Below are 22,603 nucleotides of genomic sequence, written 5' to 3' on the forward strand. Positions count from 1 at the left end.
CGGCCCCGGTACGCCGGATGCCCGCTGCCGACGAATGGAGGGATTGCCGTGCACACCACAGCCCTGACCGACCTCGCCGCTCCCGCGGTGGAGCGGATGGCTCCTGCCCTGGACCGCGTGAAGCCCGCGGTCGAGCACGTGAGGCCTGCGCTCGAGAACGCGATCGAACACGCGAGGGACCACGTTCCGACCCACTTGCCCGACCAGCTCACCAGCCACCTGCCCGGCCACAAGGGGAAGTGCGGACGGACCGCCCGCGCGAAGAAGGCCGCCGGCAACCACCGCGGTCTGCTCGCCCTCGGCCTCCTGGCCGTTGCCGGCGCCGCCGGCTGGTACGCCATGAAGCGGGGCGGCACGCCCACGTGGGCGCCGACCCACTCCGGCGCTCCCGCGTCGAAGGGCCCCAGCGCGTCCGACTCCAAGGCGCCCACGTCCGGCTACGAGAAGCCCGACCTGCAGGCGACGGGTGCTCCCGGCCAGCAGGGCGGCTATGCCGACCGCGGTGCCGAGGACGGCTTCGGCGGAGCAGCGATCGGCGGAACCGCCGAGGCCAGCGAGGGCCGCTACGGCACCGGCTCGGCCGAGCCGCTGGCCGACGGCGGCGCGCCGGGTGCGGCGTACACGATCAAGGGGGACGAGAAGGCGAAGACGTTCCACACGCGGGAGTCGCCCGACTACGCCGTGACCACCGCCGACGTCTGGTTCGCCGACGTCGAGGCGGCGCGTGCCGCGGGCTTCGCCGCCTGGGACGACAAGTAGGCACGCGTCGGCCAACCCCGACGGGCGCCCTTCCTCACGTACCGACGTGACGAAGGGCGCCTCGCGTGCTTTCGCTGGCGCCGGTGCGTGCGTGGGATACTCGCCGGGCCATGACGAAGCCCCCTGCCACGCCCACCGCACCCTCCGAGGAGGGTCTCCTCTCCGTCGCGATGGTCACCCTCGGGTGCGCCCGCAACGAGGTCGACTCGGAGGAGCTCGCCGGCCGGCTCCAGGCAGGTGGCTTCCGCCTCGTCGCCGACCCGGAGGACGCCGACACCGTCGTCGTCAACACCTGCGGCTTCGTCGAGGCGGCCAAGAAGGACTCCGTCGACACGCTGCTCGAGGCCGCCGACCTGAAGGCCGCCGGCAAGACCCAGGCGGTCGTGGCCGTCGGCTGCATGGCGGAGCGCTACGGCAAGGACCTCGCCGAGAGCCTGCCCGAGGCCGACGCGGTCCTCGGCTTCGACGACTACCCCGACATCGCCGCCCGGCTCAAGGGGATCCTGGCGGGGGAGCAGCACCACTCCCACACGCCGCAGGACCGCCGGAAGCTGCTCGCGGTCTCGCCGACCTCGCGCGACGCCTCGGCGATCTCCGTCCCGGGCGTCTCCGACGGCTCGGGCTCGGGTGACCTGCTCGGCATGCCGTTCCGGGCACGCCTCGACTCCGGCCCGATGGCCCCGCTCAAGCTCGCCTCCGGCTGCGACCGCCGCTGCACCTTCTGCGCCATCCCCGCCTTCCGTGGCTCGTTCGTCAGCCGCCGCCCCTCCGACGTCCTCAACGAGGCCCGGTGGCTCGCCGCCAACGGCGCGCGCGAGGTCTTCCTCGTCAGCGAGAACAACACGTCGTACGGCAAGGACCTGGGCGACATCCGCCTGCTCGAGACGCTGCTGCCCGAGGTCGCGGCGATCGACGGCCTGGAGTGGGTGCGCGTCTCCTACCTGCAGCCCGCCGAGATGCGCCCGACGCTGATCGACGCGCTCGCCTCCACGCCGGGCGTCGTCCCCTACTTCGACCTGTCGTTCCAGCACGCGTCGGCGACCGTGCTGCGCCGGATGAAGCGCTTCGGTGACCCGGAGAGCTTCCTCGGCCTGCTCGACCAGGTCCGCGCGAAGGCCCCTGAGGCCGGCGTCCGCTCCAACGTCATCGTCGGATTCCCGGGCGAGACCGAGGAGGAGTTCCAGACGCTCTGCGACTTCCTCGAGGCGGCTCGCCTCGACGTGACCGGTGTCTTCGGCTACTCCGACGAGGACGGCACCGAGGCGGCAGGTTTCGACGCGTCGACCAAGCTCCACCAGGACGAGATCGACGAGCGCGTCGCGCACCTGACCGCACTGGTCGAGGAGCTCACCGCGCAGCGCGCGGAGGAGCGGATCGGTGAGCGCGTCGAGGTGCTCGTCGAGTCGCTCGAGGACGAGGACGGCGATCGTGCCGTGGTCGGCCGCGCGGCGTTCCAGGGTCCCGAGGTCGATGGCACCACACTGGTCCTCGACGCCCCCGAGGGCGTGAAGGTCGGCGACATGCTGACCGCAGACGTGACCGGCTCCGAGGGCGTTGACCTCGTCGCCGGTTTCCAGGCGATGCGCAAGGAGACCAGCCGATGACCACCGAGACCACGGTGACCAAGCCGAGCAACTGGAACGTCCCCAACGCGCTCACCACGCTGCGGATCGTCATGGTGCCGTTCTTCGGCTACGCGCTCCTGCACGACGGCGGCGACTCGATCGCCTGGCGCATCGCGGCCTACGTACTCTTCGCGCTGGCGATGGTCACCGACAAGATCGACGGCGACCTCGCGCGCAAGCACAACCTGGTCACCGACTTCGGCAAGATCGCCGACCCGATCGCCGACAAGGCGATCACCGGCATGGCCTTCATTGGTCTCTCGATCGTGGGCAGCCAGTCCGGCGAGGCGTGGTACGTCGCGGGCGGCGAGATCTGGTGGTGGGTGACGATCCTCGTGCTCGTGCGCGAGTGGAGCGTGACCCTGCTCCGCCTGTCGATCATGAAGGACGTCGTCATCCCGGCCGCGCAGCTCGGCAAGATCAAGACCACCGCGCAGGGTGTCGCACTCGGCCTGCTCTCCCTGCCGCTGGTCGCCGACGACCACGCCTGGGGCACCGTGGGCGAGGTCATCTTCTACGTCGCGCAGGTCATCCTCGCGGTCGCCGTGGCGCTGACGCTGTGGTCGGGCTACGAGTTCTTCCGCGACGCGTTCCGGCAGAAGCGCGCCCACACCGCCTGACCTCTGCACCGGCGCGAGCCGGATGGACGGAGCGGAACAGAGCCGGACGGATCCGGCGTCGAGGCCGGATCGTGACCTTCTGCTCACCCGGTCGTCACTTGGCAGGGCCAACCTCGGCCGGGTGATCACCTCCCGGGTCGCGGCCCCCGTCGCCGCGCTTGCGCTCGTCACCGCCCCTCTCGCCCTCGGCCTCGCCACTCCAGCACGGGCGGCCACGGCCGTCACGATCGCCGACGTGCAGGGCACCGGGACCGCCTCGCCGCTCGTCGGCCAGTCCGTCACGTTCCGCGGCGTCGTGACCGCGGCGTACCCGACGGGCGGGCTCAACGGCATGTACGTCCAGACCGCCGGCTCCGGGGGTGCTACGGACGCGACGCCGGGCGCCTCCGACGCGGTCTTCGTCTACGGCGCCAACAGCCAGCCTGCCGGGGTCACCGTCGGTGACTCCGTCGAGGTCACGGGCACGGTCAGTGAGTTCCAGGGGCTGACCGAGGTCACGCCGGCATCGGGTGGGGTCGTCGAGCTCGCCGACCCGCTGGAGGCGGTGACGCCACTCGCTGCTGCCTACCCCACGACGACCGTGGCCCGCGAGGCCCACGAGGGTGAGCTGCTCGCCCCGACGGACAGCTTCGCTGTCACCAACGTCTACTCCACCAACCAGTACGCCGAGATCGGGCTCGCGACGGGCGGCAAGCCGCTGGTCCAGCCGACGGAGGTCGCGCGGCCGGGCACGGCGGCGTACGACGCGGTGGTGGCGGACAACGCCGCGCGCGGGGTGGTGCTCGACGACGGCGCCTCGCTCAACTTCATGACCAACGGCTCGCCGAACCAGGACGTGCCGCTGCCCTGGCTCTCGCCGGCGAACCCGATCCGCGTCGGCGCCACGGCGACGCTGAAGGCGCCGGTCATCCTCGAGTGGCGCAACAGCACGTGGAAGCTCCAGCCGACGCACCGCGTGACCGACGCGGGCGCCGACGTCGCGACGTTCGAGGACACGCGTGCGGCCAACGCGGCGCCGCAGCCGGTCGGTGGCGACCTGAAGCTCGGCACGTTCAACGTGCTCAACTACTTCAACACCACCGGCACCGACTACGTCGCCCACGGCGGCACCTGCTCGTACTACACCGACCGCGACCAGGACCCGGTCACCGTCAACACCTGCACCGGTCCGTCGGGTGAGCCGGGGCCGCGCGGTGCCGCCGAGCTCGAGGACTTCCAGCGCCAGCAGGCCAAGATCGTCCGCGCCATCAACGGCCTCGGCGCAGACATCGTCTCGCTCGAGGAGCTCGAGAACTCCATCAAGCTCGTCGGCGAGACCGACCGCGACGACGCGGTCCGCCAGCTCGTCGGCGCCCTGAACGACGCCGCCGGCGCCGGCACGTGGGCGTACGTCGCGTCCCCGGCCGAGGCGACCACGCCCGAGGCCGTCGCCCAGCAGGACGTGATCCGCAGCGGCTTCATCTACAAGCCCGCCACGGTGGCGCCCGTGGGGGAGTCCGACCTGCTCCTCGACACCACGGCGTTCGCCAACGCGCGCGAGCCCCTGGCGCAGGCCTTCAAGCCGGCCGGAGCGCCCGACTCCGCGGTGTTCGCGGTCGTGGTCAACCACTTCAAGTCGAAGGGCGACAGCAACCCGCCCGCGACCGGCGACAACGCCGCGGGTCCGCAGGGTGCGTTCAACGGCGACCGCACGCGGCAGGCGCAGACCGTCGCGGCGTTCGCGCAGCACTTCGCGGCCGACCACGGCACCGCGAAGATCTTCCTGACCGGCGACTTCAACGCCTACTCGCAGGAGGACCCGGTCGTCGCGCTGCGCGACGCGGGCTTCTCGACGATCGACTCCGACCAGGCCGGCGACGACTCCTACTCGTTCAGCGGCCTCTCGGGCTCGCTCGACCACGTCTTCGCCAACGACGCGGCGAAGGCCTCGGTGACCGGCGCCGACGTGTGGGAGATCAACGCCGACGAGTCGGTCGCCTTCCAGTACAGCCGTGACAACTACAACGCGACGCAGTTCTACGCGCCCGACCAGTTCGCAGCGTCCGACCACAACCCGGAGCTGGTCGGCATCTCCACGGCGCCGCCCACCCCGGCGACCACCGACATCCAGGTGCTCGCCACCAACGACTTCCACGGCCGGATCAGGTCCAACGGCGCCGAAGCGGGCGCAGCCGTGATCGCGGGCGCGGTGAAGCAGCTCCGGCAGGCCAACCCCCACACCGTCTTCGCGGCGGCGGGCGACCTGATCGGCGCCTCGACGTTCGAGTCGTTCATCGCCCACGACAAGCCGACGATCGACGCGCTCAACTCCGCCGGTCTCGAGGTCTCGTCCGTCGGCAACCACGAGTTCGACCAGGGCTACGACGACCTGCTGCACCGCGTGATGGCGCCGTACGACGCGCAGACCAACCCGTACGGCGGTGCCGCGTGGAAGTACATCGGCGCCAACGTGCACAAGCCGGGTGCGCCGCAGTCGGACCTGCTGGACCCGACGTACGTCCGTGAGTTCGACGGCGTGCAGGTCGGCTTCATCGGAGCCGTGACCGAGCACCTCGACGAGCTCGTCGCCCCCGGCGGCATGGAGGGCGTCGAGATCGAGGACGTCGTCGCGGCGACCAACCGTGAGGCCGACCGGCTCCACGCGGCGGGCGTCGACGTGGTCGTGCTGCTCGTCCACGAGGGCGCGCCGACGACCGACTGCGCGGCGATGGACGACGACCCGAGCTCCGACTTCGGCTCGATCATCACCGGCGTCGACGACAACGTCGACGCGATCGTCTCGGGACACACGCACCTCGCCTACGACTGCTCGTTCCCCGTGGCGGGCTGGGCCGGGCGGCCGGTGGCCGAGCGGCCCGTGGTCTCCGCGGGGCAGTACGGCTACAACCTCAACCAGCTCAGCTTCACGGTCGAAACCGCCTCCGGCGACGTCGTTGCGAAGAAGCAGGCGCTGCTTCCGCTGGCCGGCAGGTTCCCCGCGGACGCCGACACCCAGGCGATCGTCGACAAGGCGGTCGCGGAGGCAGACGTGCTCGGCGCCCGGCCGCTGGGCGAGATCGCCGGCCCGTTCAACCGCGCGAAGCTCTCCAGCGGCTCCGAGAACCGCGGCGGCGAGTCCACGCTCGGCAACCTGGTCGCCGAGGCGCAGCGCTGGGCGACGTCCTCCCCGGAGACCGGCAGCGCGCAGATCGCGTTCATGAACCCCGGCGGCCTGCGTGCCGACATGGTCGGCAACAACGCCGCCGGCTACCCGGCCGTGCTGACCTACAAGCAGGCCGCGACCGTGCAGCCCTTCGCCAACACGCTCGTCAACATGGAGCTCACCGGCGCGCAGGTCAGGCAGGCGCTGGAGCAGCAGTGGCAGCCCGCGGGCGCCTCGCGGCCGTTCCTGCGGCTCGGCACGTCGAAGGGCTTCCGCTACACGTACGACGCGCCCCGACCGGCCGGTGAGCGGATCACCGGCATGTGGCTCGACGGCGCGCCCCTCTCCGCGACCGGCACCTACTCGGTGACCGTCAACTCGTTCCTGGCCTCCGGGGGCGACAACTTCGGCGCCTTCGCCCAGGGCACGCACAAGGCCGACACCGGGCGGATCGACCTCACCGCGATGGTCGACTACCTCGCGAAGTACGCCGCCGACGCGCCGCTGCCGGTCGACGCCGCGCAGGTCTCCGTGGGCGTCCAGTTCCCGGCGGGCGCGCCTGTGAGCTACGTGCCGGGCAGTGAGGTCGCCTTCGACCTGACCTCACTCGCCATGAGCACCGGGCCCGACCCGAAGGACTCCGCGGTCACGGTCTCGCTCGGGGACCGCGAGCTCGGCACGTTCCCCGTCGACAACACGGTCGGCACCACGCCGGGCGACGAGTACGGCACCGCCTCGGTGAAGGTGGCGCTGCCCGCGTCGGTCACCCCCGGCAGGGTCGAGCTGACCGTCCGCGGTGCGACCACCGGCACCGTCGCCACCGTTCCCGTCACCGTTGCGAAGGCCGACTCGAGCGTCGTCGCCACGCTGTCGCCGGACACCGTCAAGGCGAAGAAGGGCACCGCGACGCTCTCGGTGAAGGTCGTGTCGTCCGTGCCCGCCACCGGACGCGTCGAGGTGTACGCCGACGGCCGGCTGCTCGGCACGGCCGCGCTCGCCGACGGCGCGGCGTCCCTCGTCGTCGGGCCCTTCCGGGACCCCGGCACGGTCACACTCGAGGTCCGCTACCCCGGTGACGACCGCGTGAGCCCGTCGTCGACCACGACCGGGCTGCGCGTCGTACGTGGGAAGGTGTAGCCCGCGCTGGCTAGTCTCGGAGCATGTCCGATGAGGAGATCACCGAGTCGCCGACGGTGGCCGCGCAGCTCGTCGCGACCCTCCAGGTGCGCGGCGAGACCGTCGCGACCGCCGAGTCGCTGACCGGCGGGCTCGTCGCCGGCGCACTCACCGCGGCGCCCGGGGCATCGAAGGTCTACGTCGGTGGTGTGGTCACCTACGCGACCCACGCCAAGGAGGAGCTGCTGGCAGTCCCGCCCGCGATCATCGAGGACCACGGGGTCGTCTCGGCGCCCTGCGCCGAGGCGATGGCCGCCGGCGTACGCCGTCTCCTGGGCACGACGTTCGGCGTCGCGACCACGGGAGTCGCCGGTCCGGAGACGCAGGAGGGCAAGGCGGTCGGCACGGTCTTCGTCGGGCTGGCCGGCCCCGGTGGCGTGGTCTCGGTGCAGCTCGATCTCGACAGCAGCCAGGACCGGGTGGCGATCCGCGAGGAGACGGTGGAGGCCGCGCTCGCGCTGCTTCTTGAACAGGTGCCGCGGGAAGAACCACGCCTCGGGTAGCGTTGCCCCCACCCGGAGAGATAGGAGATCGCCATGGTGCTGTTCCGTCGAGTGCTCGGCGACGTTCTTCGTCACCAGCGCGTCGAGCGCGGCATGACCCTGCGCCAGGTCTCCGCGGGTGCCCGTGTCTCCCTCGGCTACATCTCCGAGATCGAGCGCGGCCACAAGGAGGCCTCCTCCGAGCTGCTCGCGTCGCTCTGCACGGCGATGGACGTCACGCTCTCCGAGGTGATCCGCGAGGTCTCCCACCAGGTCGCCCTCGAGGAGGCCGCGCTGGCCCCCATCCCGCTGCCGATCCGCACCGAGGCCGTCTCCACCTCCGCTGCCTGACGTCGTCAGAGAGGCAGGGTGCGTGCGCTCCGGAAGCGGCGCGGCGTCCCGTCGACCGGGTCGGTGAACTCCAGGTCGCTGGCCAGCAGCTGCAGGGGTGTCGTGAAGTCGTCGACGTCGGTCACGGTCACGTCGGGATAGAGCGGGTCGCCCACGATCGGGATGCCGAGTCCGTGCAGGTGCAGCCGCAGCTGGTGCGTGCGCCCGGTGCGCGGGCTCAGCCGGTAGACCGCAAGGTCGTCGCCCACGCGTGACTCCAGCTCGACCAGCGTCTCCGCGTTGACCGGCGCGTCGGGAACCACCGCGGCCTGCCACTGCCCGGCCGGCTTGGTGATGTGGTTGCGGACGACGGTCGGCTCGGCACGCGCTGCGTCGTACGGCGCGAGGGCGCGGTAGGTCTTGCGCGCGGTGCCGTCCTCGAAGATCCCCTGGTACGCCGCGCGCCACCGGCGTCCGGTCGTCAGCAGCAGCACGCCGGAGGTCACCCGGTCCAGCCGGTGAGCGGGGGAGAGCTCGGGCATGCCCAGCTCCTCGCGGGCGCGCACCACCACGCTCTGCACGACGTGGCTCCCGCGCGGGATCGTCGAGAGGAAGGCGGGCTTGTCCACCACGACGACGCGCTCGTCCTGGTGCAGGACGGTCAGCTCGCCGGGGACGACGGGCTCGTCGCGCAGGTCGCGGTGGAACCACACGAACGTGTGGGCGCGGTAGGGGTCGTCGGCGCGCACCGGCGTGCCGTCGGCCCACACGAACCGCCCCTCGGCGAGGAACCTGTCGACATCAACGCTGGGCTGCTCGCCCGGCTCGAGCGACGGGGTGCTCTCGGCAAGGGCGTGCAGACCGGTCGCCTCCTTGCTGCGGGGCGGCAGCCGGTGCCGGAGCCAGTCACGCATCGACCCCTCGTGCTCCGGGACGGTGCCGGCGTGCGGCGTACGGACCCAGGCTGCGCTCAAGCCGTGGCGCAGGGGCAACGGGGAGCGGGGAGGCACCCGCAGATCCTAGGCGCGCTCCGGGGCTACTCCGTCAGCCGCATGTACACGCCCCCGCCGGCCTCGAAGCCGAACGACTCATAGAGGCCCGTCGCGTCAGGGGCGGCGAACAGGCTGAGGTGGCCCGCGCCCTCGACCTGCTCGTGGGCGAGCAGGCGCTCCAGCAAGCGGTGCGCGACGCCGTTCTCCTGCTCGTCGGGATGGACCATGACGTCGACGATGACGACGTAGAAGCCGTCGCCGATCGCACGCGCCAGCCCGATGAGGCGGCTGTTGTCGTCGCGCTCGGTCGCCGTCGCGAGGGAGTCGCGCAGCGCCTCCGCGGCGCGCTCCGCGGACATCGTGGGCCACTCGACGGCCGCACGCAGGGCGACGTACTCGTCAGGGGTCAGCGTGGGCTTCATGGTCTGTCCTTACCCGAACGTCGTGGATCGCAGGCGTATCGGGAGACCGGCATCAGCGCTGGCAGCTGGGGCACCAGAAGCGGACCCGCTCGCGCCCCTGCTCGCCCTGCTGCTCGACCCGGACCGCCGTGCCACAGCGCAGACAGGCGCGCTGGCCGTAGACCCAGTGGGAGCGGCCGCGCCGGAGGTCGCCCGTGGTCGGCATGCCCGGATGCTCGCGATTGATCATCAGCAGCTCGCGGGCGCGGCTGACCAGGCGTGGGAGGGCGTCGACCTCGCGCACCGGGGTGGTCGGCAGGCGTCCGATGAGGAAGCAGAGCTCGGCTGCGTAGACGTTGCCGATGCCGGCGAGGTTGCGCTGGTCGAGCAGCGCCTCGGCGATCGGCCGGTCAGGGTCGGCCGACAGGCGCTCGACGGCGAGGGCGGCGTCCCAGTCAGGACCCAGGAGGTCGGGACCGAGGTGGCCGACGACGTCGGCCTCCCGCTCACGGGACACCAGCTCGACGATGCCGAGCGAGAAGCCGACCGCCTCCACCTCGCCGGCCCGGAGCACGACCCTCGCGGTGTGGGCGGGCTTGCGCCAGCGCGCCCCCGAACGACCGACGACCCACGACCCTTCCATCTTGAGGTGCGTGTGGAGGGTGATGTCGTCACCGATGCGGGTGAGCAGGTGCTTGCCCCGCGCGACCGTCTCGACGACTGTCTGGCCGGCGAGGTCGGCGGTGGCGTGGGCAGGCACCCGGAAGTCGGTGTGGGTCAGCACGCGCCCTGAGAGCGCCTTCTCCAGGGTGCGCGCCGTTCGCCACACCGCATCGCCTTCAGGCACGGATCCTCAACCCCTTCGGTGTGGCCACGAACCCCGCAGCGGTCAGCGCCTCGCGCAGGGGCGTGGAGCCGGAGCCGAGCACCTGCTCGCCGTCAGCCCGCTCGACGGTCAGGCGACCGAGCTGCCCCCGGCGTACGGCGTCGGCGAGGGCACCACAGGCAGGGGTCAGGCGCTCGTGGTCGTCGGAGAAGGTCAGCAGCGTGCGGCCGCCGCGCTCGACGTAGAGGACGAGGGCGCCGTCGACGAGGACCACCAGCGCACCCGCCTTGCGCCCCGGACGGTGCCCCGGACCGGTCTCGGCCGTCGGGTCGGAGACCGGCCGCTCGGGCCAGGGCAGCGCAGCGCCGAAGGGGTTCGCCGGGTCGGTGGCCGCCAGTGCCACGGCGACCTTCTCCTCGGCGGGCTCGCTGAAGGTGCGGAGCCGGTCGACGGCACCCGCCGAGCCGAACTGCGCAGCCCCGAGGCCGGCCACGAAGTACCCGCGGCGGCAGCGCCCGCTGTCCTCGAACTGGCTGAGCACCTTGTACGCCGCGGCGAAACCACCCGGCGCGCGCTCCGCCTGCACGGCCCCGCGTGTGACGACGCCGTGGCGCTCGAGCAGGCCCTCGGCGAGCGCATGTGCGCGCCGCGTCGGGTCGAGGTCGACGGTGGGGAGGGCGCTCCAGCGGCCTGACGTCTGCGGCGGCCCACCGCGGCTGGGCATCGCCGGACGACGTGACGCCATGCGGGCCCGCGGCGCAGGCCGGCGTGACCGGTGGGCACCACCGCCACCGACGAGCGACCGCAGGGGCGCGAGCGTGTCGTTACCGATGCGACCGGCCCACACGAGCTCCCACAGGACCGAGGCCAGGCCGGCGTCGTCGGTCGCGCCGACCGCGTCGGAGAGCTGGCGGAAGAACCAGGCGCCTCCGGGGGCGAGCGCGTCGAGCACGGCCTGGTGGAGCTCGGAGTGCTCGAACGCGACGGGCACCGGGAGGGTGAGCTCGGCCTGGTCGGCGAGGTGGAGGGAGACCCAGCCGTCGTCGCCCGGCAGGGCTCCGTGACCGGCCCAGAGCACCTCGCCGGTCGCGGTGAGCTCGTCGAGGAAGGCGGGGGAGTAGTCGCGCACCCGCGACGGCAGGATCAGCGACTCGAGGGCCGAGGCAGGCACCGGGCAGCCGGCGAGCTGCTCGACCGCGGCCACGACGCCGTCGACCCCGCGGAGCGCCCCCTTGATGCGGGTGACGCCCTGCCAGTGCGGCAGGAAGCGGCCGAGCGCCTCGGGGTCGACCGGCTCGACCTCGGCGCGCAGTCGGGCGAGCGAGCGCCGACGGAGCCGGCGGAGCACTTCGGCGTCGCACCACTCCGAGCCCGCACCCGCAGGACGGAACTCGCCCTCGAGGACGCGCCCTTCACCGGAGAGCCGGGTGAGGGTGTGGCGCACGACGGCCACACCCAGGCCGAACCGTGTCGCGACCTCGTCAGCCGTGAACGGTCCGTGCGTGCGCGCGAAGCGGGCCACCAGATCGCCCAGCGGGTCGTCGACCGGCTCGGTGAAGACGGCCGGCGTGCCGGGCGGGACGGGGACGCCCAGGCCGTCGCGGAGCCGTGCGACGTCCTCGATCGCGGCCCATCGCTCGACGCCCGCGACACGGAGCAGCACGGCACGACGAGCGTCCGCGAGCGAGGCGGTGGCCGCACCGGCGTCGTCTCCCGCGAAGCGCGCCGCGATCTCCTCCGGGGAGAGGGGCCCGAGCAGGCGGAGCAGGTCGGCGACTCCCTCGGCGTCGCGGGCCCGTCGGTCCTCGACGAGGCGCTGCAGCTCGGCCTCGGTCTCGGCCAGCACGACCGGGTCGAGCAGCTCGCGCAGCTCCGCCCGACCGAGCAGCTCGGCGAGCAGGCCCTGGTCGAGCTGGAGCGCAGCCGCGCGGCGTTCGGCGATGGGGGAGTCGCCCTCGTAGACGAACTGCGCGACGTAGCCGAAGAGCAGCGAGCGCGCGTAGGGCGACGGAAGCTGCGTGTCGACGTCGACGACCTGCACCTCGCGCTGGTCGATGCGGCGCAGCAGGCCGATCAGCCCGGGCAGGTCGTAGACGTCCTGGAGGACCTCGCGGACCGCCTCGAGCACGATCGGGAAGGAGGGGTACTTCGCGGCCACCTCGAGCAGCTGGGCCGATCGCTGGCGCTGCTGCCAGAGGGGCGACCGCTTGCCGGGGTCACGACGGGGGAGCAGCAGTGCCCGGGCCGCGCACTCGCGGAAGCGTGACGCGAAGAGCGCCGAGCCACCGACCTCGGCGGTGACGATCTCCTCGATCTCACCCGCCTCGAAGACGACGATGTCGCCCGACGGCGGCTCGCCCGAGGTGTCGGGCACGCGCAGCACGATGCCGTCGTCGGAGGCGACCGCGGACGCCTCGACGCCGTAGCGCTCCCGCAGGCGCGCGTTGATCGCCAGCGCCCAGGGGGCGTGGACGGGCGTGCCGTACGGCGAGTGAACGACGAGCCGCCAGTCACCGAGCTCGTCACGGCAGCGCTCGACGACGATCGAGCGGTCGCTGGGCACCACCCGGGTGGCCTCCGCCTGCTCCCCGACGTACGCCGCGAGGTTGCTCGCCGCCCACTCGTCGAGGCCGGCCTCCCGCGCGCGCTCGACGGCGGCGGCTGTCGGGAGCGCGGAGAGCTCGCGACCGAGCGCGCCGACCGCCTCGCCGAGCTCGGCGGGCCGGCCGAGGGTGTCACCCTTCCAGAACGGGAGCCGCCCCGGCACCCCGGGCGCGGGGGTGACCAGGACCCGGTCGTGGGTGATGTCCTCGATCCGCCAGCTGGTGGCGCCGAGCGCGAAGACGTCGCCGACGCGGGACTCGTAGACCATCTCCTCGTCGAGCTCGCCGACGCGCTTGCCCGTCTTCTCGGAGCCGACCAGGAAGACGCCGAAGAGTCCGCGGTCGGGAATCGTGCCGCCCGAGGTGACCGCGAGCCGCTGGGCGCCCGGCCTGCCGGTCACGACCCCGGTCACGCGGTCCCAGACGACGCGCGGCCGGAGCTCGGCGAACTCGTCGGACGGGTAGCGCCCGGCCAGCAGGTCGAGCGTCGCCTCGAACGCGGAGCGCGGCAAGGTGGCGTAGGGAGCGGACTTCCGGGCCAGGTCGAAGAGCTCGTCGACCTGCCAGGCGTCGAGGGAGGTCATCGCGACGACCTGCTGTGCGAGCACGTCGAGCGGGTTGGTCGGCACGCGGAGCGACTCGATGGCGCCGGCCCGCATGCGCTCGACGGCGACGGCGGTCTGCGCGAGGTCGCCGCGGTGCTTGGGGTAGAGCACTCCGCGGGAGACCTCGCCGACCTGGTGGCCGGCGCGTCCGACGCGCTGGAGCGCGGAGGCGACCGACGGTGGTGACTCGATCTGCACCACGAGATCGACCTCGCCCATGTCGATGCCGAGCTCGAGGCTCGAGGTGGCCACGACGCAGGGGAGCCGGCCGCGCTTGAGGTCGTCCTCGATGAGGGCGCGCTGCTCCTTGGAGACGGAGCCGTGGTGGGCCTTGGCGATGACCACCTCGGCCGCGTAGGAGACGCCCGACTGAGCGATCACCTGTGCCGGCGACTCCACGCCCGTGCCGACGGGGGTCCCGGCGCGCGCGGTCGCGATCTCGTTGAAGCGTGCGGTCAGCCGCTCGGCCAGGCGCCGGGAGTTGGCGAAGACGATCGTCGAGCGGTGCTGCTCGATCAGGTCGACGACGCTCTCCTCGACGTGGGGCCACAGCGAGCCGCTGCGCGCGGGATCGGCCGACTGCTCGTCGTACTCCCCGGGGCTGGTCATGTCCTCGACCGGGACGACGACGCGGAGGTCCCACTCCTTGCTGGACGGCGGCGCCACGATCTCGACGGGAGCCGAGCCGCCGAGGAAGCGCGCCACCTCCTCGAGCGGGCGCACGGTCGCGGAGAGGCCGATCCGCTGCGCGGGCTCGGGGAGCAGCGCATCGAGGCGCTCGAGCGACAGCGCGAGGTGTGCACCTCGCTTGGTGCCGGCGACGGCGTGGACCTCGTCGAGGATCACCGTCTCGACACCGCGCAGCGCCTCGCGCGCACCGGAGGTGAGCATCAGGAAGAGCGACTCGGGCGTGGTGATCATGATGTCGGGCGGGGCCGTGGCGAGCTTGCGCCGCTCGGCCGCGGGCGTGTCACCGGAGCGCACGCCGACCCGCACGTCGTTGACGGGGAGACCGAGGCGGTCGGCGGTGTGGCCGATGCCGGTCAGGGGCGCGCGCAGGTTGCGCTCGACGTCGACCGCGAGTGCCTTGAGCGGCGAGATGTAGAGGACGCGGCAGCGCAGCCGCGGGTCGTCCGGCGGCGGCGTCGTCATCAGCCGGTCGACCGACGCGAGGAACGCCGAGAGCGTCTTGCCCGAGCCGGTCGGCGCCACCACGAGCGCGTGGCGCCTGGCCGCGATCGCCTCCCACGCACCTGCCTGGGCAGGCGTCGGCGCAGCGAACGCGGCGCGGAACCAGGTCCGTGTCGCCTCGCCGAAGCGCTCGAGCGGGTCTGCCATGGCACCCATCCTTGCGGACGGCACCGACAACGTCAGTCGGCGTTGTCCGTCAGCTCGTCGGCCTCCCTGCTGTTGGCCTTCGCGACGCTGGCCGCGAGGGCCCGCGCATCGCGGTAGAGACCGGCCGTCTGCTCGGTCGCGGCGACGTCGTCGCTCGCCTCCAGCTCCTTGCGGTACGCCGCGACCCAGGCCCGCGCGAACCCTGCGTCGGACGCCTTCTCCAGGTCGGCGAAGGCGTGCGCGCCGGCGTCCTCCGACGCGTGGTCGCGGATCGTCGCCGGCACCTCGCGGCCCCAGTCGGTGATCCAGGTCGTCACCTGGTCGATCTCGGCGGCGCGCACGGTCCGTGCTCCGTCGAGGAACGCGGCCAGGTCGTCGCCGAGCGGGCGTCCGACGGTGACGTCGATCAGGGCGAACTCCCTCGACCGCTGCACCAGCAGGTCGCGGGCGAACCTGGCGTCCGCACTGTTGAAGACGGTGCCGTTGAGCGCGGTCGTGCGGGGCAGGGGCGCGGCCTTCTCCTCGCCGCAGGCGGCCAGGCCGGAGGTGACGGTGAGGGCCAGGAGGGCGGCGACCAGGCGGCGTACGGACATGGCAGGGATGGTGCCATGCGTGGCAGGAATCCCGGCGACGCACGCGCGACGTGGCTGGTTGAATTGACGGCATGTCGACGCTGCAGCCGATCCCCGATGACAAGGACTGGACCTGGGTCCTGTCACGGCCCTGCCCCGAGTGCGGCTTCGTCCCCGACACGTGCGAGAGCCGTGAGTTCGGCGAGATGCTCCGGATCAACGCCCAGCGCTGGGCGGCCGTGCTCGAGCGGCCGGACGTCGCAGCGCGCCCGGAGGACCGGACGTGGTCGCCGCTGGAGTACGCGTGCCACGTGCGCGACGTCCACCGGATCTTCGCCGAGCGCCTCGTGCTGATGCTGGAGGTCGACAACCCGCAGTTCCCCAACTGGGACCAGGACGCCACCGCCGTCGCCTCCGACTACGCCGCGCAGGACCCGGCCGTCGTCTCCGCGGAGCTCGTCGAGTCCGCCAACCACGTCGCCTCGCTGTACGACGGCGTCACCGGCGACCAGTGGACCCGCCTGGGCACGCGCAGCAACGGCTCGGTCTTCACCGTCGACACCATCGGCCGCTACCACCTGCACGACGACGTCCACCACCTGTGGGACGTGCACGGCTGATGCGGCACACGGAGTTCTGGGACCGTCTGGAGACGGCGCTGGGCGACACGGCGTACGCGCGCTACTGGGCGGGCAGCCAGGTGATCGGGAGCCTCGGCAGCCGCACGGTCGAGGACGCGCTCGCCGCGGGGGAGAGCCCCAAGGTCGTCTGGCGGGCGGTCCACGACGTGCTCGGCCTGCCCGCGAGCGCGCGGTGAGCAGCACGTGACGCTCGCGCCGCAGCTGGTCGACACGGTCGCGCTGCAGCGGCGTACGGTCCGGAGCCTGGTCGCCACTCAGGCGGTCGGTGCGCTCGGCATCACGATCGCGCTCGCGACGGCGTCACTCCTGGCACGCGACCTCAGCGGCTCCGACAGCCTGGCCGGGCTCGCGCAGACCAGCCAGGTGCTCGGTGCCGCCGTGGCGTCCTGGACACTCGCGTCGGTCATGGCGACCCGCGGACGCCGCGTGGGCCTGCTCGCGGGCATCTGCTTCGCGACCGTCGGGTCGCTGCTGTGCGTGGTGGCCGGCGCGGTCGGCTCGATGGGCCTGCTGCTGCTCGGCACGTTCCTGGTCGGCTCGATGACCGCCGCGAACGCTGCTGCGCGCTACGCCGCGACCGACCTCGCGGTACCGGCGACCCGCGCCCGCGACCTCTCGACCGTCGTGTGGGCCACGACCGTCGGTGCGGTGCTCGGGCCGAACCTCGCCGAGCCGTCGGCCGACCTCGCCGACTGGCTCGGCCTCCCGCCGCTCACGGGGCCGTTCCTGGTGGGTGCGGTGGGCATGGCGCTCGCAGCTGTGGTGGTGGCGCTGCTGCTGCGTCCTGACCCGCTGGTGGTGGCCCGCCGGCTCACCGGCGACGCCGCGCCGCAACGGAGGGGGCCGGGCGGCGTGCTGGGCGGTGCGGTCGCGGTGATACGGGTCGAGCCGCTCGTCGCCTGCGCGATGACAGCGGTCGCCGCTGCCCACGCTGTCATGGTCGGCGTCATGGTCATGACGCCGCTCTACATGGAGCACGGGGGCGCGCACCTGCACGTCATCGGCCTCGTCATCAGCGTCCACGTGCTCGGCATGTTCGCCTTCGCGCCGCTGGTCGGGTGGTTCACCGACCAGCTGGGTCGCCCCCGGATGATCGTGCTCGGCGCGCTCGTGCAGCTCGTCGCGGTGGCGCTGGCGGGTGTCTCGCCGCGCGGCAGCTCGTGGCAGGTCTTCGCCGGGCTCTTCCTGCTCGGCGTCGGGTGGTCGTTCGTCACGATCGCCGGCGCGACCCTGCTCACCGATCGGACGCCGCTCGCCGCCCGCACCGACGTCCAGGGCGCCTCCGACCTGGTGATGGGACTCTCGGCCGGGGCCGCTGGTGGGGTCTCCGGACTCGTCGTCGGCACGCTCGGCTACGGCTGGCTCAACGCGTTCGCGGCGGTCCTGGCTGCTGTCGTCCTCGCTGCCGGCACCGTCGCTGCCCGCACGCGTCAGTAGGCGACGCGGTCCTGGCGCTGCAGCCACGCCTCGAACGGCGCCCGGGCCTCCGGCGTACGCCGCTGCTCGATGGTCGCGGGCCAGTCGTCGCGCTGGCCGGCGAAGAGCTCACGGAAGGTCTGGTCGGAGAAGCCGGCCCACGCGGCGTCCTCGCGGTCGGCGGTGAAGACGATGCGGTCGACGCGCGCCCACAGCGCAGCCCCGAGGCACATGGGGCACGGCTCGCACGAGGCGTAGACGGTGACGCCGCGCAGCTCGTTGCTGCCGAGCGCGCGCGTGGCGGCGCGGATCGCGACGACCTCCGCGTGGGCCGTCGGGTCGAGGTCGAGCGTGACCCTGTTGGAGCCGGACGCAATCTCCACGCCGTCGCGGACCAGCACGGCGCCGAACGGACCGCCCCCGTCCGCCACGCTCTGGCGCGCCAGCTCGATGGTCCGGGCCAGCCAGGTGTCGTCGTCCATGGCGCGATCCTGACACGCCGGAAAATCAGCGCGTGTCGCAGCCCCCTTCGAACAGATGTTCGGCTAGCGTTTGATCACCGGGTACGACGGGTGGGCGGAGTTCTCCACAGGCTTCGACGGTGCTGACCAGGCACTGTCGGTGGTTCGTCCTAACGTCGCCGATGTACCCGACTGGTGACTACGCGACAGGATGATGAAGATGGCAGCTGGAGACCGTGGCAAGGCGCTCGACGCAGCACTTGCGAACATCGAGAAGCAGTTCGGCAAGGGCTCGATCATGCGCCTCGGCGATGAGACCCGGGCTCCGCTCGAGGTGATCCCGACGGGCGCGATCGCCCTCGACGTGGCCCTCGGCATCGGTGGTCTGCCGCGTGGTCGCGTGGTCGAGGTCTACGGCCCCGAGTCGTCGGGTAAGACGACGGTCGCACTCCACGCGGTCGCCAACGCGCAGCGCAACGGCGGCCTGGTCGCCTTCATCGACGCCGAGCACGCCCTCGACCCGGAGTACGCGAAGAACCTCGGCGTCGACACCGACGCCCTGCTGGTCTCGCAGCCCGACTCCGGTGAGCAGGCCCTCGAGATCGCCGACATGCTGATCCGCTCCGGCGCGCTGTCGCTGATCGTCATCGACTCCGTCGCCGCGCTCGTGCCCCGCGCCGAGATCGAGGGCGAGATGGGTGACAGCCACGTCGGCCTCCAGGCCCGCCTCATGTCGCAGGCGCTCCGCAAGATGACCGGTGCGCTCAACCAGACCGGCACGACCGCGATCTTCATCAACCAGCTGCGCGAGAAGATCGGCGTCATGTTCGGCTCGCCGGAGACCACCACCGGTGGTCGCGCGCTGAAGTTCTACTCCTCGGTCCGCCTCGACGTGCGCCGCATCGAGACGCTCAAGGACGGCACCGACATGGTCGGCAACCGCACCCGCGTCAAGGTCGTCAAGAACAAGGTCGCCCCGCCGTTCAAGCAGGCTGAGTTCGACATCATGTACGGCAAGGGCATCTCCCGCGAGGGTGGCCTCATCGACGTCGGTGTCGACGCGGGCCTCGTCCGCAAGGCCGGTGCCTGGTACACCTACGAGGGCGACCAGCTGGGCCAGGGCAAGGAGAACGCGCGCAACTTCCTGCGTGACAACCCCGACCTCGCCAACGAGCTGGAGAAGAAGATCCTCGAGAAGCTCGGCGTCGGCCCGTCCGTCGACGCGCCGGCCGAGGAGCCGACCAACGTCGACTTCTGATGACGGAGCACGACAAGACGGCGGCTCCGGCGTGGCACGGCGACGTGCACGCCGGGGTCGCCGCCTGGCTCGGCCAGGCGGGTCCGCCTCCCGACTTCGCGGTGGGCGCGTCCTCCGACGCCTCCGCGCCACCCCCGGAGGACGTCGAGGCCCTCGGGCCGGAGGCCGACCACGAGGCCGTGGCCCGCAAGATCCTGCTGGACGCCCTGACCGGTGCTGCTCGCTCGCGCAAGGAGCTCGCCGACAAGCTGGCGAAGAAGGACGTGCCGGCTGAGATCGCGACCCGGCTCCTCGACCGCTTCGAGGAGGTCGGCCTGGTCGACGATGCTGCCTTCGCCCGTGCCTGGATCGCCTCGCGCCAGCCCGGCAAGGGCCTCGCCTCTCGGGCACTCGCCCAGGAGCTGCGCCGCAAGGGCATCGACGACGAGGTGGCCCGTGAGGCGCTCGACGAGATCGACCCTGACGACGAGCGCGAGGTCGCCGAGCGGCTCGTGCAGCGCAAGCTCCGCTCGATGAAGGCGCTCGACCCCCAGGTCGCGACCAGGCGCCTCGTCGGCATGCTGGCCCGCAAGGGTCACAGCCCGGGCCTCGCCTACGCGGTGGTGCGTGAGGCGCTGAGTGCTCCCGACGACGAGGAGTTCGACGCATAGGCGCATGGGGCCGGCGTCGGCGATTTCGCCGTTCATGACTCCGCCACCGCCTTGCGCTTGTAGCGTCCAGCCATGTCTGAGTTCGCTCCGGGTGTCGACCCGACCGCTGCCGTGTCCGCTCCCGCCCGCGAGAGGGTCGGTCTGGGCCTCCTTGCCGCCGCCGGCGTGGTCGTCCTGGGCGTGGCCCTCACGGTCGTCGTGTGGCGTCTCGGCTTCGTCGCGTCGATCACCAGCTTCGTCCTCGCGGCCGGTGCCGTGTTCGCCTACAGCAAGGCGGCCGGTGCTGACCCGCGCCGTGGCCTCCCGGCCCTCGTGGTCCTGATCATCGCCGGTGTGGTCGCCGGCTGCCTCGCCCTCATCGGCAGCGATGCCTGGGATGCGTGGGCGGAGGTCGCGGGCCCTGGCTCGGGCACGTCCCGCTCCCACTTCGTCACCTCCGCGATGACCGACAGCACCATCATCGCGGCCTACAAGCGCGACCTGCTCTTCTACGTCGGCTTCGCCGTGCTCGGAGCGTGGAGCACCTTCCGGCGGCTGCTCGCGCACTGATCCCCACCGGCGCCCTAGGGTGTCGCCATGAGCTCGTTCACGGCTGTGCACCGCCTTCCTGCCGGGCCCGTCGACCTTTCCTCGATCGACCCGGCCGGCCACCCGGCGTACGACGGGGAGAAGGCGGACGGCGAGCAGGCGCTCCTCGACCTGGGTCCGGAGCTGGCCGACCTGCAGGAGCGGCTCTACGCCAACAAGGAGGGGGGCCGGAGCGTCCTGCTGGTCCTGCAGGGCATGGACACCTCGGGCAAGGGCGGCGTGCTCGAGCACACCGTCGGCCTGGTCAGCCCGGCAGGGCTGAAGATCACCAGCTTCAAGGCGCCCACCGATGAGGAGAAGCAGCACGACTTCCTCTGGCGGATCGAGAAGGCGCTCCCGGGACCGGGATTCATCGGGGTCTTCGACCGCTCGCACTACGAGGACGTCCTGATCGGCCGCGTGCGGCAGCTCGCTCCCGCTGACGAGATCGAGCGCCGCTACGGCGCGATCAACGACTTCGAGCAGCGCCTGGCCGACAACGGCACGACGATCGTCAAGTGCATGCTCCACATCTCGCCGGAGCAGCAGAAGGAGCGGCTGCTCGCCCGCCTGGACGACCCGGCCAAGCACTGGAAGTTCAACATGGGCGACCTCGACGAGCGCGCGCTCTGGCCGGAGTACCAGAAGGCCTACGCGATCGCCCTCGAGCGCACCAACACCGACGCGGCGCCGTGGCACGTGATCCCGAGCGACCACAAGTGGTACCGCAACCTGACCATCGGCAACCTGCTGCTCGACGCGCTGCGCGGGCTGGACCTGGAGTGGCCGAAGGCTGACTTCGACGTGGACCTGGCAAAGCAGCGGCTCGCCGACGAGGAGCCGGTCCGGTGATCCCCACCGTCACCGTCACGAGGTACGTCGCACCCCTGCGCGAGGGCGGTTCGCTGCCCGGCATCGTCGAGGCTGACGACCTCGGCACCTACGTCTGCAAGTTCCGCGGCGCCGGCCAGGGGCTGCGGGTCCTGGTGGCGGAGACGATCGTCAGCGGTCTCGCGCTGCGCCTCGGCCTCCAGACGCCGCGCCTCGTGGCGCTCGAGCTCAGCGACGCCATCGCACGCTACGAAGCCGACGAGGAGATCCAGGACCTGCTGAAGGCGAGCGTCGGCCTCAACCTCGGCGTCGACTTCCTGCCCGGCTCGTTCGGCTTCGACGGCACCACCGCACTGCCCCCGGGCCAGGCAGGCACGGTCTTCTGGCTCGACGCCTTCTGTGCCAACGTCGACCGGTCCTGGCGCAACCCCAACCTGCTGCTCTGGCACGGCGAGCTCTGGGTGATCGACCACGGCGCCTCGCTCTACTTCCACCACGGCTGGAGTGGGGGAGTCGGCGATCCTGCGCGCTTCGCCGCGCTCCCGTGGAGCTCCGACGACCACGTCCTCCTCGAGGCCGCCAAGGCCGACGACCTCGACGCGATCGACGCGCGTGCCCGCTCGGTGCTGTCGCGCGACGTCTTCACCGAGCTCCTCGCCCAGGTGCCCGACGCGTGGCTCGAGCCGGTGCCGGGGGTCGACAGCGCTGACGGGATGCGGGCGGCGTACGTCGACTTCCTGGACGCGCGCCTGCAGGCCACCGGCTGGTGGGAGGCGGTCGCGCGATGACGACGCGGCACCCCTACCAGTACGTCGTCCTGCGCTGCGTGCCTCGTGTCGAGCGCGAGGAGTTCCTCAACGTCGGCGTGGTCGTCTACTGCCAGGAGACGAAGTTCCTGGCCGCTGCCTGGGCGTGCGACAACGCGCGCCTCCAGGCGCTGGACCCCACCCTCGACGTGAGCCGGGTCTGCGACGCACTTGCCTATGTCGAGGGCGTCTGTGCCGGTGATGCCAGTGTCGGCGCCGCCGGCCGCGGTGACCTCGGCACCCGCTTCGGGTTCGTCAAGGCGCCCCGCAGCACCGTGCTTCAGCCCGGCCCCGTGCACGGTGGCGTCACTGCCGACCCGGCCCGCGAGCTGGAGCACCTGCTCCAGCGCTTCGTGAGCTGACGCGTCGCCGCCTGCACCTCGCCCCCGCCGCGCAACAGCCGCCGGGGCGGCAGATGTTGCGCCCCGAAATGGCAGATAGCGCGTGACACGTCACGCGCTATCTGCCATTTCGCCACTCCACATGTGCCGCCTCGGCGGGG

The 22,603-nt window shown here is 72.3% G+C and carries 21 protein-coding genes; 15 read left to right on the forward strand and 6 right to left on the reverse strand.

What is annotated here, in order from left to right:
• Positions 1-48 precede the first annotated feature (48 nt).
• From IEX47_RS15425 to IEX47_RS15450, 6 genes are all read left to right on the forward strand, one after another.
• Complete coding sequence (locus IEX47_RS15425) at positions 49-759, forward strand: sunset domain-containing protein (protein ID WP_188784914.1); 711 nt, start codon at positions 49-51, stop codon at positions 757-759.
• Positions 760-869: 110 nt separating this feature from the next.
• A complete protein-coding gene (gene rimO, locus IEX47_RS15430; protein ID WP_188784915.1) occupies positions 870-2,363 on the forward strand; it encodes a 30S ribosomal protein S12 methylthiotransferase RimO in 1,494 nt (497 codons plus the stop codon).
• A complete protein-coding gene (gene pgsA, locus IEX47_RS15435; RefSeq protein ID WP_188784916.1) occupies positions 2,360-3,004 on the forward strand; it encodes a CDP-diacylglycerol--glycerol-3-phosphate 3-phosphatidyltransferase in 645 nt (214 codons plus the stop codon). The genes rimO and pgsA overlap by 4 nt, the downstream gene beginning before the upstream one ends.
• Positions 3,005-3,125: 121 nt before the next feature.
• On the forward strand, positions 3,126-7,283 hold the full coding sequence (locus tag IEX47_RS15440; RefSeq protein ID WP_188784917.1) for an ExeM/NucH family extracellular endonuclease: 4,158 nt from the start codon (positions 3,126-3,128) through the stop codon (positions 7,281-7,283).
• Positions 7,284-7,306: 23 nt separating this feature from the next.
• A complete protein-coding gene (locus IEX47_RS15445; protein WP_188784918.1) occupies positions 7,307-7,825 on the forward strand; it encodes a CinA family protein in 519 nt (172 codons plus the stop codon).
• Between the two features lie 33 nt (positions 7,826-7,858).
• A complete protein-coding gene (locus tag IEX47_RS15450; RefSeq protein WP_188784919.1) occupies positions 7,859-8,155 on the forward strand; it encodes a helix-turn-helix domain-containing protein in 297 nt (98 codons plus the stop codon).
• A gap of 5 nt (positions 8,156-8,160) precedes the next feature.
• On the opposite strand, the gene IEX47_RS15455 is transcribed toward IEX47_RS15450, so the two are convergent.
• The 5 genes from IEX47_RS15455 to IEX47_RS15475 are packed head-to-tail and all read right to left on the reverse strand — an operon-like array spanning position 8,161 to position 15,492.
• Positions 8,161-9,144 carry a pseudouridine synthase gene (locus IEX47_RS15455; protein WP_188784920.1) on the reverse strand — a complete coding sequence of 328 codons (984 nt, stop codon included), beginning with the start codon at positions 9,142-9,144 and terminating at the stop codon, positions 8,161-8,163.
• Positions 9,145-9,170: 26 nt separating this feature from the next.
• Positions 9,171-9,548 (reverse strand): GNAT family N-acetyltransferase, encoded by a 378-nt coding sequence (locus IEX47_RS15460; RefSeq protein ID WP_188784921.1) that lies wholly within the window; start codon positions 9,546-9,548, stop codon positions 9,171-9,173.
• Between the two features lie 52 nt (positions 9,549-9,600).
• Positions 9,601-10,374 (reverse strand): DNA-formamidopyrimidine glycosylase family protein, encoded by a 774-nt coding sequence (locus IEX47_RS15465; RefSeq protein WP_188784922.1) that lies wholly within the window; start codon positions 10,372-10,374, stop codon positions 9,601-9,603.
• Positions 10,367-14,908 (reverse strand): ATP-dependent helicase, encoded by a 4,542-nt coding sequence (locus IEX47_RS15470; RefSeq protein ID WP_188784923.1) that lies wholly within the window; start codon positions 14,906-14,908, stop codon positions 10,367-10,369. Before IEX47_RS15470 ends, IEX47_RS15465 begins: the two co-directional genes overlap by 8 nt.
• Before the next feature lie 23 nt (positions 14,909-14,931).
• Entirely contained in the window at positions 14,932-15,492 is a 561-nt protein-coding gene (locus IEX47_RS15475) for a DUF305 domain-containing protein (RefSeq protein ID WP_188784924.1), read from the reverse strand.
• A gap of 71 nt (positions 15,493-15,563) precedes the next feature.
• Between IEX47_RS15475 and IEX47_RS15480 the strand changes: the two genes are divergently transcribed.
• From IEX47_RS15480 to IEX47_RS15490, 3 genes are read left to right on the forward strand one after another with little or no spacing between them, the layout of a single operon-like run.
• Positions 15,564-16,091 (forward strand): DinB family protein, encoded by a 528-nt coding sequence (locus IEX47_RS15480; RefSeq protein WP_188784925.1) that lies wholly within the window; start codon positions 15,564-15,566, stop codon positions 16,089-16,091.
• Positions 16,091-16,288, forward strand: a complete 198-nt coding sequence (locus tag IEX47_RS15485) for a DUF3046 domain-containing protein (protein WP_188784926.1) — start codon at positions 16,091-16,093, stop codon at positions 16,286-16,288. Before IEX47_RS15480 ends, IEX47_RS15485 begins: the two co-directional genes overlap by 1 nt.
• 7 nt (positions 16,289-16,295) lie before the next feature.
• Positions 16,296-17,549 carry an MFS transporter gene (locus tag IEX47_RS15490; protein ID WP_229662923.1) on the forward strand — a complete coding sequence of 418 codons (1,254 nt, stop codon included), beginning with the start codon at positions 16,296-16,298 and terminating at the stop codon, positions 17,547-17,549.
• Here the strand turns inward: IEX47_RS15490 and IEX47_RS15495 are convergent.
• Positions 17,543-18,010 (reverse strand): nucleoside deaminase, encoded by a 468-nt coding sequence (locus tag IEX47_RS15495; RefSeq protein ID WP_188784927.1) that lies wholly within the window; start codon positions 18,008-18,010, stop codon positions 17,543-17,545. The two genes, IEX47_RS15490 and IEX47_RS15495, sit on opposite strands and share 7 nt — an antisense overlap.
• A 199-nt stretch (positions 18,011-18,209) precedes the next feature.
• Here IEX47_RS15495 and recA point away from each other — a divergent pair, with 199 nt between their 5' ends.
• The 6 genes from recA to IEX47_RS15525 all read left to right on the forward strand — a co-directional run bounded on the left by recA (position 18,210) and on the right by IEX47_RS15525 (position 22,463).
• Positions 18,210-19,247 (forward strand): recombinase RecA, encoded by a 1,038-nt coding sequence (gene recA / locus IEX47_RS15500; RefSeq protein WP_188784928.1) that lies wholly within the window; start codon positions 18,210-18,212, stop codon positions 19,245-19,247.
• Positions 19,247-19,897 (forward strand): regulatory protein RecX, encoded by a 651-nt coding sequence (locus IEX47_RS15505; RefSeq protein WP_188784929.1) that lies wholly within the window; start codon positions 19,247-19,249, stop codon positions 19,895-19,897. Before recA ends, IEX47_RS15505 begins: the two co-directional genes overlap by 1 nt.
• Before the next feature lie 72 nt (positions 19,898-19,969).
• The gene (locus tag IEX47_RS15510; RefSeq protein WP_188784930.1) at positions 19,970-20,446 is read left to right on the forward strand and encodes a hypothetical protein; all 477 of its coding nucleotides are present in this window, start codon (positions 19,970-19,972) and stop codon (positions 20,444-20,446) included.
• Between the two features lie 27 nt (positions 20,447-20,473).
• On the forward strand, positions 20,474-21,316 hold the full coding sequence (locus tag IEX47_RS15515) for a polyphosphate kinase 2 family protein (RefSeq protein ID WP_188784931.1): 843 nt from the start codon (positions 20,474-20,476) through the stop codon (positions 21,314-21,316).
• Positions 21,313-22,083, forward strand: coding sequence for a HipA family kinase (locus tag IEX47_RS15520; RefSeq protein ID WP_188784932.1), 771 nt, complete (start codon positions 21,313-21,315; stop codon positions 22,081-22,083). The genes IEX47_RS15515 and IEX47_RS15520 overlap by 4 nt, the downstream gene beginning before the upstream one ends.
• Complete coding sequence (locus tag IEX47_RS15525) at positions 22,080-22,463, forward strand: DUF3037 domain-containing protein (RefSeq protein ID WP_188784933.1); 384 nt, start codon at positions 22,080-22,082, stop codon at positions 22,461-22,463. Before IEX47_RS15520 ends, IEX47_RS15525 begins: the two co-directional genes overlap by 4 nt.
• Positions 22,464-22,603 lie beyond the last annotated feature (140 nt).

The sequence above is a fragment of the Nocardioides phosphati genome, assembly GCF_014646375.1.
GTDB lineage: Bacteria > Actinomycetota > Actinomycetes > Propionibacteriales > Nocardioidaceae > Nocardioides > Nocardioides phosphati.